Here is a 14,640-nt window from a genome sequence, read left to right on the forward strand (position 1 = left end):
TCAGCGATTCCGATTGGATCAGTGATGCCTGCGAAAGTCCTTCGCTGTCCAGTGGTTAGACAGGTATAAGCGGTGCAAAGTCATGGTTTTGCCGGGAGGAACAGATGAGGCTGTCGCGACGGACGATCCTGCTCGGAGCCGGCAGCTTGCCTTTCGCGGTTGCGAGCATGCGGGCCGGCGCGATCGCCCAAACGGCACCTGGCGTCCCGCCGAGCACCGAGGTGCCGCCGATCCTGCTCGTTCACGGCAATGGCGATTACGATGCGCTCTGGATGACGACCTTGTGGCGGATGGAATCGAACGGCATCGCCCGCGAGCGCATGATGGCGATCAATTTCACCGATCCCCTGGCGCGCAGCGATGACAAGGTCGAGCAGGCGAACCGCTCCTCGACCGAGGACCAGCGCCGCGAGCTCGCCGCTGCCATCACGGAATTGAAGCGCCGGACCGATGCGGCGCGCGTGGCGCTGGTCGGCAGCTCGCGCGGCGGCTATGCCATTCGCAATGTCATCAAAAACGGCGGTGCCGGCGATGTCAGCCACGCCGTCCTGTGCGGCACGCCCAATCACGGCGTGTTCGCGACCGATGACCAGTCGAACAACGAATTCAACGGCCGCGGCGTATTCCTGCGCGGCTTGAACGAGGGCGAGAGCGAGGTGACGCCGGGTGTTGCCTTCCTCACCCTGCGCAGCGACGGCATGGACAAATATGCGCAACCCGACGGCCGCTTCATCGGCAAGCCCGGCACGCCGACCGGTGTGACCGCCGAGGGGCCTGAGCTGATGGGCGCCACCAACCTCGTGCTCGGTGCGCTCGATCATCGCGAGGTGGCATTTCACCCTCGCGCCTTCCGCGAGATCTACAAGTTCATCGCCGGCCGCGAGCCCGCCCGCATCGCGATCGTGCCCGAAACCAGCGTGAAGCTGAGCGGGCTTGTCACGGGAACGCCAGGCGGTGTGCCGACCAATCGTCCGGTCGCGGGCGCAACCGTCGATGTCTTCCGTGTCGATCCTGATACCGGGGAGCGCAAGGGTGGTGCGCTGCACAGCGCAAAGACCGCTGCCGACGGCCGCTGGGGACCGGCGCAGGTCGATCCGGCCTGGTCGCTCGAATTCGTCCTGGCCTCGCCGGGCGCGCCGACCACGCACATCTATCGCTCGCCGTTCCCGCGTTCGTCCGACGTCGTGCATCTGCGGCCTGCGCGCCCGCTCGGGCCGGCGGACAAGGACGCGGGGGCGGTCGTGATCATGTCGCGGCCGCGCGGCTATTTCGGCCTGCCGCGGGACGTGGTGCTGTTTGATGGCAAGGAGCCGGCCGACGTCAAGCCGGGCGTGCCCACGGATGCGGCAGCAACCCTGCGGCTTCCGGCCAGCGAGATCGGGCGTAACATCGTGGCCCAATTTGGCGAAGAACGGATCGTGGCGCGCGCCTGGCCTGCCGCCGAGAACAGGATTGCGATCGCCGAGCTGACTTATTAGCTGTTTAGCTGCGACACATCTGCGGGAGAGAGCCATGAATATCGCCAGCGTGCGTCGGCCCATAATCCCTCCGGCTCCTCCGCGTGCGCCCGACGACATGTCGTTCTTTGGCCGTCTCGCGGTGATCCGGCAAAACATGATCGCGACCTGGGGGCAGCGTGCCTATGAGGAAGAGGTCGTCCCGGGCCGCTTCTTTTTCCGCAACAGTTTCATCCTGAACCAGCCGGACGCGATCCGGCACGTTCTGCTCAGCAACTACGAGAACTATACGCGCACGCCGGCCGGCATCCGCATGCTGCGGCCGGTGCTCGGCGACGGCCTTCTGATCGCGGAAGGTCATTCCTGGACATTTCAGCGCCGCACTCTCGCGCCGGCCTTCACGCCGCGCGCCACCGCAAATCTCGTCCCCCACATGACGGCGGTGCTCGACGAGACCATCGCGAAGCTCGATGCGCAAACAGGCAATCCGGTCGATCTGCGCGAGATCATGCAGCGCATGACGCTCGAGATCGCCGGGCGCACGATGTTCTCGTTCGGCATGGACCGGCATGGCGCGACCTTGCGCAACTTCATCATGGAATATGCCGCGCGGTTGGGGCGCCCGTATCTCCTCGACATGGTGATGCCAGTGTCCTGGCCGAGCCCGATGGATTTCGCCCGCGCGCGCTTCCGCAGGCGCTGGACCGAATTCGTCGCGATGCTGATCGCTGAACGACGTGCGGCCGGCAAGAAGGACGGCGCGCCGCCGCGCGACCTGTTCGATCTCATGGACGAGGCGCGCGATCCCGAAACCGGCAAGGGCTTCTCGGACGAGCAGCTCGTGGACGAGGTCGCGACCATGATCCTCGCCGGTCACGAGACCACGGCGACGGCGCTGTTCTGGGCGCTCTATCTGCTGGCGCTCGATCCTGACACGCAGCAGGAGGTGGCGTCCGAGACCCGCGGCGAGCACCTCGACAGCATGGCCGACATCGATCGGCAGAAATTGACCCGCGCCGTGATCGACGAGACCATGCGGCTCTATCCGCCGGCCTTCCTGGTCGCGCGGGCCGCGCGCGAGAAGGACAATGCGGCCGGTGTCGAGATCGGCAAGGGCGACATCATCATGATCGCGCCCTGGCTGCTGCACCGGCACGAGAAGCTATGGGATCAGCCGAACGCGTTCGTTCCAAAGCGATTTATGTCGAAAGAGGTGCCGGACCGTTTTGCTTACCTGCCGTTCGGCGCAGGTCCGCGCGTCTGCATCGGCGCGCCGTTTGCCCAGGCCGAATCCGTGCTGGCCCTGGCCCGGCTGATCGGCGCATTCCGTGTCGAGCTTGCCGACCCGGCGACTCCCGTGATCCCGCTCGGCGTCGTCACGACCCAGCCAGACCACTCACCCATGTTCCGCATCACGCGTCGGTGACAGGCGCTCGTCTGGCCGATGGCGTGATCCACCCTAGATAGAGCCCCGCCATGAGCGACATCCAGGCCCAGTTTTCCGTTCTGAAGCAGACCGCCGACGCGAAGGTGGTCGATGCGATCACCCGTCTCATCGAGGATGGCGAGGATCACGAGCTCAACCGCGTCAATGTGCTCGATTTTTCCAGGCAGCACGGTCTCGACGAGGAGCGCGTGATCTCGGCGTTCCTGCATTCGGCGCGGCTCGGACTGTTCGACCTCGGCTGGAACGTGCTGTGCCCCGGCTGCGGCGGCGTGCTGGGCGCGCACTCGACGCTGAAGGCGCTCAAGCCGGACGATTATCACTGTGCGCTCTGTGCCTGCGGCTACAAGGCCTCGGTCGACGACCAGGTCGAGGTCTCCTTCACGGTGAACCCGCGCGTCCGGCGCATAGCCGCGCACGATCCAGATACGCTGCCGGTCTGGGATTATTTCAAGCAGGTGTTCTGGAGCTCCGGGGTCGACTTCAACAAGGAATCCTTTGCGGCACTCGCGAACGAGGTGACGCTCGACACAATGGAGCTGCCGGCGGGCGAGAAAGCGACCATGTCGCTGCAACTGCCGAACGACTTCGTCATCATCTTCGAGCCGGTGACGCACGCCGCACATTTCATCGACGTCCAGGGCGAGCCGACCAAGGACCGCCAGCAACTCGCCATCATGTACAACAAGGTCCAGGCGCCGACGGGCACGACGACCATGCGGCCGGGCCCGCTGCGTCTGTCGCTGGAGAACCAGGCCGGCGTGCGCGTGCTGCCGTCGGTGTTCATCGCAGCCGAGGCGCTTCACCACCTCATCGGCAAGCGCAAGCCGTTCCTCACCGCTAAGCGGATGCTGTCGAATCAGACCTTTCGCGATGTCTTCAAGGCGGACAATCTCAGTCTCGACCAGCGCCTCCAGATCACCTCGCTGACCTTCCTGTTCACCGATCTCAAGGGCTCGACCGCGCTCTACGAGCGCGTCGGCGATCTCGCCGCCTTCGATCTCGTGCGCGCGCATTTTCATGCCCTGCTCGAGATCATCTCCTCCGAGAAGGGCGCGGTGGTGAAGACCATCGGCGATGCCGTGATGGCGACCTTCGTCCGCCCCGAGCACGCGATCGTCGCCGGCCTGCGCATGCGCGCGGCGATGGACGAGCTCAACAAGAAGCGCGGCACCGACGATCTCATCGTCAAGATCGGCATCCATGAAGGGCCGTGCCTCGCGGTCATGCTCAACGAGCGGCAGGATTATTTCGGCCAGACCGTCAACATCGCCGCGCGCGTGCAGAGCCTGTCGACCGCGCAGGAGATCCACATCACGGGTCCAGTGCTGGACGCTCCCGCGGTCGCCGAAGTGCTCGAGCGGCGCGCGATCAAGCCGATCCAGAAGCAGGCTGCGCTCCGCGGCATCGCCGACAGGATGGTAGTGTATGAGATACCGTAAGGGGTGGGAGGTGGTTGCTACGCACTCCGTCTTTGCGAGCGCAGCGAGGCTTCGCTGCGCTCGCAACGGCGTTGTGGAAGCGGACGTTCGCCACACTCTCTGTCGTCATGTCCGGGCTTGACCCGGGCATCCACGTCTTTCTTGGTGGTGACGCGTGGATGGCCGGGATAAGCCCGGCCATGACGGTGAATGAGACAGCCCAGATTGCCGAAACGTAATGCAGCGCGCGGAACTGACACACGTTGCGCCCGTTGAGTTTCCCTCTCATATAATGCTGGTAACAGCCGCGCTCCTTGCGGCTGTCATCGATCCCGGTAGGACCTTATGCTCGACGGCTTACGTCAATTCATCGCCGACATTGTCGGTCCTCAAGCCTCGGACCGCGCATTCGGCGACAGCGATTATCGGCTGGCGGCCACTGCACTGCTGGTCCACGTGGTCTCGCTGGACGGCCAGCCGAGCGCGGCCGAGCAGCGCAAGCTGCACAGCCTGATCGAAAGCCATTTCGGGCTCGATCGCGGCACTGCGGATCGTCTGATCGCGGACGCCACCCAGGTCGAGGGCGAGGCGGTGGACCTTTATCGCTTCACCAGCGTCATCATGCGCTCGCTTGACGAAGAGGGCCGCAAACGCATCGTCCGGATGATGTGGGAGCTGGTCTATGCCGACGGCCAGGTCAGCGAGTTCGAGGACAATGTCGTCTGGCGTGCTTCCGACCTGCTCGGGATTTCCCAGCGCGACCGGATCGAGCTGAAGCACGCGGTCGCGGAGCGTGCCGGTGGTCAGCTCAAGGATAGTGCCGTCGGCTGACGGCGCTGGACCCGGGGTATCGCGGCTCGGGTGGGCACATGACGAAAGTTTAATATATTCGTCGCCTGCGCCGAATACGCCTGCAAATCAACGGTTTTCCTGCATTGCCGCTCGTTCTGCTCAAGCGGCCATGCTGCCAGTGCCGCTTGCCTGTTGCGCACGGCCTATGCTCTCGTTCCGCCGTTGCGGGGCTAAAATAGTTGAATTCAAGAGACTTCGATCGTGGCTGAGCGGGTGACGCTGATTACTGGTGCTTCGGCGGGCATCGGGATGGAGCTGGCGCGTGTGTTTGCCGCCAATGGACACCGCCTCGCATTGACCGCGAGACGGGCGGATCGGCTCGAAGCGCTCGCGAACGAGCTCGCTGTCAAGGGCGGCAAGAAGCCGATCGTGATCGCCTGCGATCTCGAGAAAGCGGATGCCGGCGAGACGATCGCGGCAGCCCTTGCAGCCGAGGGCGTCGAGCTCGACCATCTCGTCAACAATGCTGGCTTCGGCGTGTTTGGCGATGCCATCGAGCGCGATCGCATCGAGCAGATCGGTATCGTCGATGTCAATGTCCGGGCCCTGACGGATCTGTCGCTGCGCTTTGCCGATCAGCTGATCAGGAACAAGGGCGGTCTTCTCAATGTCGGCTCCGTCGCCGGCTTTCTGCCCGGTCCCGGCATGGCCGTCTACTACGCGTCGAAGGCTTATGTGATTTCCTTCACCGAAGCGTTGCGGGCGGAGCTTGCACCGCGCGGCGTCCGCGTCACCGTGCTTTGCCCAGGTCCGGTGCCGACCGAATTCCAGGCCCGCGCCGGTGTTGGATCGCAACATGATACGGCCGTTCTCAACGTCTCCGCGACCGAAGTTGCGCGTGAGGCGTATCGTGGCCTGATGGCCAACAAACGGGCAGTGCTGCCTGGCCTCGGTATCAAGATCGTGCCGTTCGCGCTGCGTTTCTTCCCGCGCGGCTTCATCCTTGCGGCGACCAGCCGGTTTCAAAGGCACAGGCACTAGAGGCCCCGTAGTGGCCCGGAGTTTGCTTCAGTATCGCACGTATGTGCGCGAACTCACACGATGTTAACCATCGCTTAGCTATGCTGGCGGTCTGAACCGATAGCACTCGCAGAGGCCATGTCGTTCCGGACGGACAGGTTTGGTGGCGCAGAGGTGGTGGCCTTCCCACGGAGGGCGCCGAGCGTCGCCGCCTCTGAAACCCGGTTGCCGGTTCTGATCGTCCTGCACCAGGAATGCTCGACACCGGGCCGCGTTGGCAATGCGCTGCGCGCGCTTGGTCATCGCCTCGATATCCGCCGTCCCCGCTTCGGCGATCCCCTGCCCGAGACGCTCGATCGGCATGCCGGCGCCGTGATCTTCGGCGGCCCGATGAGTGCCAACGATCCCGATGATTACATCCGCCGCGAGATCGACTGGATCGAAATTCCGCTCCGCGAGCAGCGGCCGTTCCTCGGCATCTGCTTAGGGGCGCAGATGCTGGCGATGCAGCTCGGGGCCCGAGTCGCCCCCCATGCGGAGGCGCTGACCCAGATCGGGTATTACCCGATCAGGCCGACCGCTGCGGGCCGTGCGCTCTGCCCGCACTGGCCGGCGCAGGTCTATCACTGGCATCGCGAGGGATTTGAGCTGCCGGTTGGCACTGAGCTGCTCGCCGAAGGCGATGATTTTCCGGTGCAGGCGTTCCGTGCCGGCAATGCTTTCGGCGTGCAGTTCCACCCCGATGTGACCTACGCGATGATGCATCGCTGGACCACGCGCGGCTATGACGGCTTCAGCGCGCCCGGTGCGCGGCAGCGGCACCATCACTTCGCGGATCGCGCCGTCTACGATGTCGCGGAGCGCGCCTGGCTCGATCACTTCATCAATGGCTGGCTCGCACGCCGGCCGGTGCTGGCGCAAGCCGCCGAGTGATCGCGCCTTCGCGCAAGTCCTTGTCTCTTCCCTGGATATGCTAGGTTCGCTGCCAACGAGCGCGCGCGAAATCGCACCGGCAAACAGGGGAGAGCGTCATGGCCTACGAACACATTCTCTACGAGGTGAGCGACAAGATCGCGACCATAACGCTGAACCGCCCCGACCGCATGAACGCGTGGACGCCGATCATGGAGCGCGACGTGCGTCACGCGATGGAAGCGTCGAATGTCGACGACAATGTCCGCGTGATCGTGCTCACCGGAGCGGGCCGCGCCTTCTGTGCCGGTGCCGACATGGATGCGCTGAAGGGGCTTGAGCCCGATGACGTCAGGCGTGCCTCGAACCTGCCGCCGTTCGACATGAATCGCCGGCCGGATTGGCAGACGCGCTACGGCTATTACCCTTCGATCAAGAAGCCTGTGATCGCCATGCTCAATGGCGCCACGGCCGGCATAGGACTCGTGCACGCACTCTATTGCGACTTGCGCTTTGCTGCCGACAACACCGTGTTCACGACCGCCTTCGCGCGGCGTGGCCTGATCGCCGAGCATGGCATCAGCTGGATGCTGCCGCGTATCGTCGGCCACGCCAATGCGTTGGATCTGTTGCTCTCGGCGCGGCGCGTTTCGAGCGAGGAGGCGTTGCGGATCGGGCTGGTCAACCGGCTCTGTGCGCCGGAGAAGCTGCGCGAGGAGACCTACGCCTATGCGCGCGATCTCGCCGATTTCGTCTCGCCGAGCGCCATGGCCGTCATCAAGCGTCAGCTCTACGAGGTCCCGTTCCAGACGCTTGCCGAGGCGACGATCGAGGCCAACCGGGAGATGATGGTGGCGTTGAACGGGAGTGATTTCAGGGAAGGCGTGGCGAGCTTCATGGAGAAACGGCCGCCGAGGTTTACGGCGAGGTAGGGGGAGATTCGGAGGGAGCCCGCCGTCGCCCTTCGGGCTATGGCGCGGCAGCCTTCGCTACGAAGCGGCTTGCCGAGCCGAAGCAGGCGCAGCCTGCGAAGGCTGGTGGAGCCAGGCGGGATCGAACCGCCGACCTCGTCATTGCGAACGACGCGCTCTCCCAGCTGAGCTATGGCCCCTTTGCTGGCCGCTCTGGTGAATGCGGCCGACAACCGGGCGCCATTTAAGTCCCCGCCAAGGTCAAGTCAAGGACGGGCGTAACCCGGTTTTAGCCATTCCGGTGCCCGAACTTCCCTTGTTTGGGCCGGGGGGAACCGATATCTAGCAAAAGGCGTCAATCCCGACCGCAGCCAGAGTTTTCAAAAGCCAGAGTTTTCAAAAGCCATGCGTGCCGTTCTCGACATCGTCATCATCGTGCTCGACCTCTACGTCTGGCTGCTGATCGCCTCCGCGATCCTGTCCTGGCTGATTGCCTTCAACGTGGTGAACACCCGCAACCAGTTCGTGTCGGCGGTGGCGGAGTTCCTGTACCGGATCACCGAGCCTCTGCTGGCGCCGATTCGCAATTTCCTGCCCAGCCTCGGCGGTCTCGACATCTCGCCGATCATCCTGATCCTGATCATCATGTTCGTCGAGCGGGTGATCCTGTACTACATCTACCCGAACGTGATCTGAGACGGCTGGAGCGCCTTTGGTTGCCAAGGAAGCTCATAAAGAACCCTGGCGCTACTCGGCCACAGGAATCAGCATCGCTCTGAGGGTGACGCCGCGCGGCGGCCGCGACGACATCGACGGGATCGAGCAACTCTCGGATGGGCGTACGGTGCTCAAGATGAGGGTGCGCGCCATTGCCGATGGCGGCGAGGCCAACAAGGCCGTTTTGGCGCTACTGGCGAAATCGCTCGGCGTTCCCAAGGCCAGTGTAAAGCTGCTATCCGGAGCCACCTCGCGGCTGAAGCAGATCGCGATCGACGGCGATCCGGCGCGGCTCGGAGAAACCCTGCGCCAGCTTGTGTCGGCCAAATCGAAAGACTGAGGGAACTGACATGACGGCCAAGATCATCGATGGAAAAGTCATTGCCGCGGAGCTGCGCGCCCGGGTCGCTGAGGAGGTCGCCAGGGTCAGGCGCGAGCACAATCTGATCCCCGGCCTTGCGGTGGTCCTGGTCGGCAACGACCCCGCCAGTGAGGTCTATGTTCGTTCCAAGCATACCCAGACCCAAGCGGCCGGCATGGCCTCGTTCGAGCACAAGCTGCCGGCCGACGTCTCGCAGGGAGACCTGCTGGCGCTGGTCGCAAAGCTCAACCGCGATCCGGCCGTGCACGGCATTCTCGTGCAGCTGCCCCTGCCGAAGGGGCTGAATACCGAAGCCGTCATCAACGCCATCGATCCCGCCAAGGATGTCGATGGCTTGCATCCGAACAATGCCGGCCGGCTCGCCGGTGGTTTCGAGGCGCTGTCGCCCTGCACGCCGCTCGGCTGCATCATCCTGACGAAGAGCGTGCACGCTTCGCTCGAAGGCATGAACGCGATCGTCATTGGCCGCTCCAACCTGGTCGGCCGCCCGCTGGTGCAGCTGCTGTTGAATGAAAATGCCACGGTCACGATCGCGCATTCGCGTTCACGCGATCTGCCGGGTCTCGTGAAGAAGGCGGACCTCGTCTATGCTGCGGTGGGCAAGCCCGAGATGGTGCGCGGCGACTGGCTGAAGTCGGGTGCAACCGTGATCGATGTCGGCATCAACCGCATCCCGAAAGATGACGGCAAGACGCGCCTCGTCGGCGACGTCGCCTATCAGGAAGCGCTTGGCGTTGCCGGTGCAATCACGCCGGTGCCGGGTGGCGTCGGTCAGATGACGGTGGCGTGCCTGCTGGTGAACACGCTGCGCGCCGCTTGCGCGATCGCCGGCCTGCCGAAACCGGCGGTGTAAGTAAACTCTCGTGCCCCGGACGCAGCGCAGCGCTTCTTCAGCGGTGCGCTGCTGAGCCGGGGCCCAGTGGCGGCATGGGTCCCGGCTCAGCGTCGTGTCATTTCATGCCGCGCCGCGTCCGGGACACAGAAGCTCAGCCCTTCTTTTTCTTCTCGCGCTCGATGCCTTCGAGGATCAGCTTGTGCGCTTCCTCTGCGCCGCCCCAGCGCAGGATCTTCACCCACTTGCCCTTTTCGAGATCCTTGTAGTGCTCGAAGAAGTGCTGGATCTGCTGCAGAGTGATGTCCGGCAAGTCGGAATAGCTCTTCACCTTGTCATAGCGTTGCGTGAGCTTGGACGACGGCACTGCCAGGATCTTCTCGTCGCCGCCGGCTTCGTCTTCCATAAACAGCACGCCGACCGGCCGCACGCTCATGACGGCGCCGGGAATGATGGCGCGGGTGTTGATGATCAGGACGTCGCAGGGATCGCCGTCATCCGACAGCGTGTGCGGGATGAAGCCGTAGTTACCGGGGTAACGCATCGGCGTGTAGAGGAAGCGGTCGACCACCAGCGTACCGGCCTCCTTGTCCATCTCGTACTTGATCGGTTCGCCGCCCACGGGGACCTCGATGATGACATTGACGTCGTGTGGTACGTTTTTCCCGATCGAGACCGCATCGATACGCATTCAAGGCTCCGTTGTTGCCGAGGTGAAATCGCGCCCGGCAGCGATTTTGGCGCTGTCATACGCGGGCTTGGCCCGCTGATCCATCGCGTTTTTGTGAAATAATGAATCCAGCGATCACCGGCTCGAAAGGCGGGCGGTATCGACGGACGGAGAACGCTGCCGGGTAGGGTTTCAGCAGCTCAATTGGTCCAAGCGAAGGCAACCTTGTCGAGCGACTTCGGCCCGAATCGCTCGGAAGAGCGTGCCACCATGCGGCCGCCCAAGGCACGGTAGAACTCCGTGGCGGGATCGTTGTCCGAGAGCGCCCACACCACCATGCTCTTCAGCCCGCTCTGCATGAGGTCGCGGCGGGCGGCAGCGAACAGGCGGCGGCCGAAGCCTAGCCCCTGGAATTCCGGTCGCAGGTAGAGCTCGTAGATCTCGCCGTCGAAATGCAGGCTGCGGGCGCGGTTGCGGCCGTAATTGGCATAGCCCGCGATCTTGTCCCCGAACACGAGGACGCTGACGCGGCTGCCCTTGCGGATCGCGCTGTCCCACCACTGCGGACCGCGGCGGTTGATCAGCTTTTCCAGCTCGGCGCCGGGAATGATGCCCTGATAGGCCGAGCGCCAGGCTTCGTCATGAGTGGACGCCACCGCAGTTGCATCTGCAGCTTTGGCCGGCCGGACCTCGATCAGGGTTGTGCTCATGGACACGATCAAACCAAGTCACCGCGCCGGCGGCAAGACCTATCGTTAATTATCGGTTAACCTGTGGACTTTCTGCATCAGTATTTCGACCATGTTGTACCGAAAGAGGACAAGCCGCTGCCTCGAGCCGCAACCGCGTGCCGCGCGTCGGTGCAAAACTACGTCTCGGCGGCGAGGGGACGGCAATGGCAACGCAGAAAGTCGGCCGAAATTGATTCGTTCCGACTAATCTGGCTGTCGCTGTTCGCGTTCGCCCTCGGCCAATTCATGCGGCTCCTCAACACCATCGCGCTCCTGCCTCTGCTGGCTTTGCTGACTGCATCCCCTCTGTGCGCCCAGGTCACGTTTGGCTCATCGGGAGGGGAGAGCGAACCGTTTCGTCGGCAAGCGTGGCGGGTACCCGCGCCGGATACCGACCTTGCCGCGCATGCCGTCCTGTTTCGTCCTCCTGGCCCAGGTCCATTCCGGCTCGCGGTGATCGCGCATGCCTCGACGCAGAACGCACTGCGTCGTGCGCAAATGCCGCAGCCGGAATACCGTCCGCTTGCGGCCTATCTCGTCGCGCGTGGTTTTGCCGTGCTGGTGCCGGAGCGGCTCGGCCATGGTGCGACGGGCGGCCACTATGTCGAGGACCAGGGCGGATGTGACGAGGCCGACTACGCCCGTTCCGGCCGCGCGACGGCCGCCGCAATTTCGCTCGCACTGGGCTACTTGCGAAAGCAGGATTTCATCCGCAAGGACGCCGCGATCGTGATCGGCCATTCTGCCGGCGGATGGGGCGTGCTGGCGCTCGCCAATGCTGATCCGAAGGTGATCTCCGCGATCACAGCGTTTGCGCCGGGGCGCGGCGGTCATGCCAATGGTGAGCCGAACCGGGTCTGCGCGCCGCATACGCTGCTTGCCGCGGCAGCGGAGTTCGGCAAGGCGGCGCGCATTCCCGTGACATGGCTCGTTGCAAGCAATGACAGCTATTTCGCGCCCGCATTTTCGCAGAAGCTCGCCGATGCGTTTCGCGGAAGCGGCGGCAAGGCCGACCTGCGCTTCCTGCCGGCCGTCGGTAGCGAGGGCCACTGGATGATCGAGACCGAAGCCGGCGTCAAAGCCGCAGGCAGTGCGCTCGAACGCGCGCTGAACCCGGCCAAGCCTGTGGCGACCAAGAAGCCATGACGCTGTATTTCCTGGTCAAGTTTCTCCATGTGCTCGGCGCCATCGTCATCCTCGGCACAGGAACCGGCATCGCCTTCTTCATGCTGATGGCGCATCGCGCGCACGATGTGGAGTTCATCGCGCGTACCGCTTCTGTGGTGGTGATTGCGGATGCGATCTTCACGCTGTCGGCGGTGATCCTCCAGCCGCTCAGCGGCGGGCTGTTGATGATGTTGTCCGCCACATCGATAACGGAAGGCTGGCTGCTCGCTTCGCTGGCGCTCTACGCCATCGCCGGTCTGTTCTGGATTCCCGTCGTGTTCATGCAGATCGAGATGCGCGACCTCGCGCGCAAGGCCGCCGCCCAGCGCAGTGCGCTGCCACAGCGCTACGACGCCCTGTTCCGCCGCTGGTTCGCATTCGGCTTCCCCGGCTTCGGCGCGACGATGGCGATCCTGTGGTTGATGATAGCCAAACCATTCTGAGTGCAGCGATGAATCAGCGAACCATCCTGGTGCTCGGCGCCTCCGGCCTGATCGGCCGCTTCGTCACCGACGATCTGCGCACGCGGGGCTTTCGCGTCATCGGCGTGGCGCGCAGCCTGTCGCCGGCCCAGACAATGAGCGCGCTGGACATCGAGCGGCCGATCCTCTCGCTCGATGCGGCCGCGCTGACGCGTCTCCTCGGTGAGCATGCCATCGATGTCGTGGTGAACTGCCTTGGCGTCCTCCAGGACGGTCCCGGCAGCAGCACGAGCGCGGTGCATCGCGATCTCGTCGCGCGCCTGCTTCAGGCGATCGGCGGCAGCGGTCGCGCGATCCGGCTGGTGCATATCTCGATCCCCGGCGCAGCCGAGACGGATCGCACCGCCTTCGCCACGACCAAGCGCGAGGCCGAGCGCCTGATCGCGGCCTCCGGCATTCCCCATGCCATCCTGCGGCCCGGCTTCGTGGTCGCGCCGGCAGCCTATGGCGGCAGCGCCATGCTCCGCGCGCTTGCTGCCTTCCCGGTCGATTTGCCTGCAAAGGAATTGGCAACTCCATTCCAACCCGTCGCGGTCGAGGACATTTCGGCGACCATCGCCTGGCTCGCCGCACGCGACGTCGACGATGCCGCCGTGAAGGCGGTGAGCTGGGACCTGATGCAGGCGGAACCCGTCACGATGGCTGGAGTCATCGAGCTGTTTCGCGTCGCGTTCGGCACGGCCGGCTGGCCGCGTTTCGCGATGCCGCGCTTCATGCTCGATCTCGGCGCGAAAATCGGTGATCTCGCCAATCACCTCGGCTGGATGCCGCCGATGCGTTCCACGGCCATCGCCGAGTTGCGCCGCGGCGTGCGAGGTGATCCCACGGCGTGGATCGCCGCGACGGGCATCGCGCCGAAGAGGCTGGCGGATGCGGTCGGACGCCATCCCGCCACCATCCAGGACAAATGGTTCGCACGGCTGTTTCTGGTCAAGGCGCTGGTCTTCGCGAGCCTGGTCGCATTCTGGATCGTCTCGGGCTTCATCGCCCTGTTCGTGTCCTACCGCGCCGCCGCCGGTATTCTGAGCGCGCATAACTTCCCGCCCGCGCTCGTCGACCCCATCACCATCGGCACCAGCCTGATGGACATGGGCATCGGCGTATTGATCGCCTTCCGCTGGACCGCGGCGACCGGGCTGGTCGCGGGCATGGTCGCCTCGCTCGGCTACATGGTTGGCGCGGCGATCCTCACGCCCGATCTCTGGATCGAGCCACTCGGCGCGCTGGTGAAGACGGGACCGGCAATCGTGCTTATGCTCGTTGCGCTGCTCATGCTGGATAACCGCTGATGAGCAAGTGGCCGGACGATGACGTGATCCTGTTCGAGGGCGTCTGCATCTTCTGCTCGCGCTGGGTCCGCTTCGTCGCCAGGCGCGACACGGCGAAACGGTTCCGGTTCACGCCGATTCAGTCGGATTATGGGGCGCGATTGGCGCGCACGTTCGGCATTGATCCCGATGATCCCGACACGAACGCGGTCGTCCACGGCGGCGAGATCTTTATGAAGTCAGATGCCGCGCTGACGGTGCTATCGCAGCTGCCGGGATGGAGCTGGGTGCGCGTATTGTTTGCCGTGCCAAAACCGGTGCGGGACCCGATCTACAGCCTGGTCGCGCGCAACCGCTATCGCATCTTCGGCAAGTACGATGCCTGTTTCGTGCCTGATGCCGATTTGCGGGCGCGGGTGATCGAGTAGCGCGCA

Annotated in this window: 16 protein-coding genes and 1 tRNA gene; 14 read left to right on the forward strand and 3 right to left on the reverse strand. The window is 64.4% G+C overall.

Annotation, left to right across the window (positions count from 1 at the left end; genetic code table 11):
- The first annotated feature begins 104 nt into the window (after positions 1–104).
- From ACM42_RS16500 to ACM42_RS16530, 7 genes are all read left to right on the forward strand, one after another.
- A complete protein-coding gene (locus tag ACM42_RS16500) occupies positions 105–1,478 on the forward strand; it encodes a hydrolase (protein ID WP_271528922.1) in 1,374 nt (457 codons plus the stop codon).
- Positions 1,479–1,512: 34 nt separating this feature from the next.
- Entirely contained in the window at positions 1,513–2,883 is a 1,371-nt protein-coding gene (locus ACM42_RS16505; RefSeq protein WP_271528923.1) for a cytochrome P450, read from the forward strand.
- A gap of 50 nt (positions 2,884–2,933) precedes the next feature.
- On the forward strand, positions 2,934–4,343 hold the full coding sequence (locus ACM42_RS16510) for an adenylate/guanylate cyclase domain-containing protein (RefSeq protein WP_271528925.1): 1,410 nt from the start codon (positions 2,934–2,936) through the stop codon (positions 4,341–4,343).
- A 324-nt stretch (positions 4,344–4,667) separates the two neighbouring features.
- On the forward strand, positions 4,668–5,153 hold the full coding sequence (locus ACM42_RS16515) for a tellurite resistance TerB family protein (RefSeq protein ID WP_271528927.1): 486 nt from the start codon (positions 4,668–4,670) through the stop codon (positions 5,151–5,153).
- A 222-nt stretch (positions 5,154–5,375) separates the two neighbouring features.
- Complete coding sequence (locus ACM42_RS16520) at positions 5,376–6,155, forward strand: SDR family NAD(P)-dependent oxidoreductase (protein ID WP_271528929.1); 780 nt, start codon at positions 5,376–5,378, stop codon at positions 6,153–6,155.
- A 117-nt stretch (positions 6,156–6,272) separates the two neighbouring features.
- The gene (locus ACM42_RS16525) at positions 6,273–7,067 is read left to right on the forward strand and encodes a glutamine amidotransferase (RefSeq protein WP_271528931.1); all 795 of its coding nucleotides are present in this window, start codon (positions 6,273–6,275) and stop codon (positions 7,065–7,067) included.
- A 98-nt stretch (positions 7,068–7,165) separates the two neighbouring features.
- Entirely contained in the window at positions 7,166–7,978 is an 813-nt protein-coding gene (locus ACM42_RS16530; RefSeq protein WP_271528932.1) for an enoyl-CoA hydratase, read from the forward strand.
- Between the two features lie 103 nt (positions 7,979–8,081).
- Here ACM42_RS16530 and ACM42_RS16535 read toward each other — a convergent pair.
- A tRNA-Ala gene (locus ACM42_RS16535) sits at positions 8,082–8,157 on the reverse strand.
- A gap of 205 nt (positions 8,158–8,362) precedes the next feature.
- On the opposite strand from ACM42_RS16535, the gene ACM42_RS16540 reads away from it, so the two are divergent.
- Genes ACM42_RS16540 through folD form a run of 3 tightly spaced genes read left to right on the forward strand, consistent with a single transcriptional unit; the run spans position 8,363 to position 9,909 of the window.
- On the forward strand, positions 8,363–8,653 hold the full coding sequence (locus tag ACM42_RS16540) for a YggT family protein (protein WP_028177047.1): 291 nt from the start codon (positions 8,363–8,365) through the stop codon (positions 8,651–8,653).
- 16 nt (positions 8,654–8,669) lie between these two features.
- Positions 8,670–9,014, forward strand: coding sequence for a DUF167 domain-containing protein (locus ACM42_RS16545; protein WP_271528933.1), 345 nt, complete (start codon positions 8,670–8,672; stop codon positions 9,012–9,014).
- 10 nt (positions 9,015–9,024) lie between these two features.
- Positions 9,025–9,909: a bifunctional methylenetetrahydrofolate dehydrogenase/methenyltetrahydrofolate cyclohydrolase FolD gene (folD, locus tag ACM42_RS16550; RefSeq protein ID WP_271528934.1), complete on the forward strand. Its 885-nt coding sequence runs from the start codon at positions 9,025–9,027 to the stop codon at positions 9,907–9,909.
- 133 nt (positions 9,910–10,042) lie between these two features.
- Here the strand turns inward: folD and ppa are convergent, their stop codons facing one another.
- Positions 10,043–10,579 (reverse strand): inorganic diphosphatase, encoded by a 537-nt coding sequence (gene ppa / locus ACM42_RS16555; RefSeq protein ID WP_124161935.1) that lies wholly within the window; start codon positions 10,577–10,579, stop codon positions 10,043–10,045.
- A 179-nt stretch (positions 10,580–10,758) separates the two neighbouring features.
- Entirely contained in the window at positions 10,759–11,268 is a 510-nt protein-coding gene (locus ACM42_RS16560) for a GNAT family N-acetyltransferase (RefSeq protein ID WP_008136728.1), read from the reverse strand.
- A gap of 267 nt (positions 11,269–11,535) precedes the next feature.
- Here ACM42_RS16560 and ACM42_RS16565 point away from each other — a divergent pair, with 267 nt between their 5' ends.
- From ACM42_RS16565 to ACM42_RS16580, 4 genes are read left to right on the forward strand one after another with little or no spacing between them, the layout of a single operon-like run.
- The gene (locus ACM42_RS16565; protein WP_271528937.1) at positions 11,536–12,435 is read left to right on the forward strand and encodes an alpha/beta hydrolase family protein; all 900 of its coding nucleotides are present in this window, start codon (positions 11,536–11,538) and stop codon (positions 12,433–12,435) included.
- Entirely contained in the window at positions 12,432–12,899 is a 468-nt protein-coding gene (locus tag ACM42_RS16570) for a DUF2269 family protein (protein WP_271528939.1), read from the forward strand. Before ACM42_RS16565 ends, ACM42_RS16570 begins: the two co-directional genes overlap by 4 nt.
- 8 nt (positions 12,900–12,907) lie before the next feature.
- On the forward strand, positions 12,908–14,227 hold the full coding sequence (locus ACM42_RS16575; RefSeq protein ID WP_271528941.1) for an SDR family oxidoreductase: 1,320 nt from the start codon (positions 12,908–12,910) through the stop codon (positions 14,225–14,227).
- A complete protein-coding gene (locus ACM42_RS16580; protein ID WP_271528943.1) occupies positions 14,227–14,634 on the forward strand; it encodes a thiol-disulfide oxidoreductase DCC family protein in 408 nt (135 codons plus the stop codon). Before ACM42_RS16575 ends, ACM42_RS16580 begins: the two co-directional genes overlap by 1 nt.
- Positions 14,635–14,640: the final 6 nt, after the last annotated feature.

The sequence above is a fragment of the Bradyrhizobium sp. CCBAU 25338 genome, from assembly GCF_028128965.1.
Classification (GTDB): domain Bacteria; phylum Pseudomonadota; class Alphaproteobacteria; order Rhizobiales; family Xanthobacteraceae; genus Bradyrhizobium; species Bradyrhizobium liaoningense.

Excerpts from the sequence above, each read along its gene's own strand:
- ACM42_RS16565 (WP_271528937.1), top strand. The coding sequence starts at position 11,536 with ATGCGGCTCCTCAACACCATCGCGCTCCTGCCTCTGCTGGCTTTGCTG.
- ACM42_RS16525 (WP_271528931.1), top strand. The coding sequence starts at position 6,273 with ATGTCGTTCCGGACGGACAGGTTTGGTGGCGCAGAGGTGGTGGCCTTC.
- ACM42_RS16505 (WP_271528923.1), top strand. The coding sequence starts at position 1,513 with ATGAATATCGCCAGCGTGCGTCGGCCCATAATCCCTCCGGCTCCTCCG.
- ACM42_RS16580 (WP_271528943.1), top strand. The coding sequence starts at position 14,227 with ATGAGCAAGTGGCCGGACGATGACGTGATCCTGTTCGAGGGCGTCTGC.
- ACM42_RS16575 (WP_271528941.1), top strand. The coding sequence starts at position 12,908 with ATGAATCAGCGAACCATCCTGGTGCTCGGCGCCTCCGGCCTGATCGGC.
- folD (WP_271528934.1), top strand. The coding sequence starts at position 9,025 with ATGACGGCCAAGATCATCGATGGAAAAGTCATTGCCGCGGAGCTGCGC.
- ACM42_RS16570 (WP_271528939.1), top strand. The coding sequence starts at position 12,432 with ATGACGCTGTATTTCCTGGTCAAGTTTCTCCATGTGCTCGGCGCCATC.
- ACM42_RS16515 (WP_271528927.1), top strand. The coding sequence starts at position 4,668 with ATGCTCGACGGCTTACGTCAATTCATCGCCGACATTGTCGGTCCTCAA.
- ACM42_RS16530 (WP_271528932.1), top strand. The coding sequence starts at position 7,166 with ATGGCCTACGAACACATTCTCTACGAGGTGAGCGACAAGATCGCGACC.
- ACM42_RS16510 (WP_271528925.1), top strand. The coding sequence starts at position 2,934 with ATGAGCGACATCCAGGCCCAGTTTTCCGTTCTGAAGCAGACCGCCGAC.
- ppa (WP_124161935.1), bottom strand. The coding sequence starts at position 10,579 with ATGCGTATCGATGCGGTCTCGATCGGGAAAAACGTACCACACGACGTC.
- ACM42_RS16540 (WP_028177047.1), top strand. The coding sequence starts at position 8,363 with ATGCGTGCCGTTCTCGACATCGTCATCATCGTGCTCGACCTCTACGTC.
- ACM42_RS16560 (WP_008136728.1), bottom strand. The coding sequence starts at position 11,268 with ATGAGCACAACCCTGATCGAGGTCCGGCCGGCCAAAGCTGCAGATGCA.
- ACM42_RS16500 (WP_271528922.1), top strand. The coding sequence starts at position 105 with ATGAGGCTGTCGCGACGGACGATCCTGCTCGGAGCCGGCAGCTTGCCT.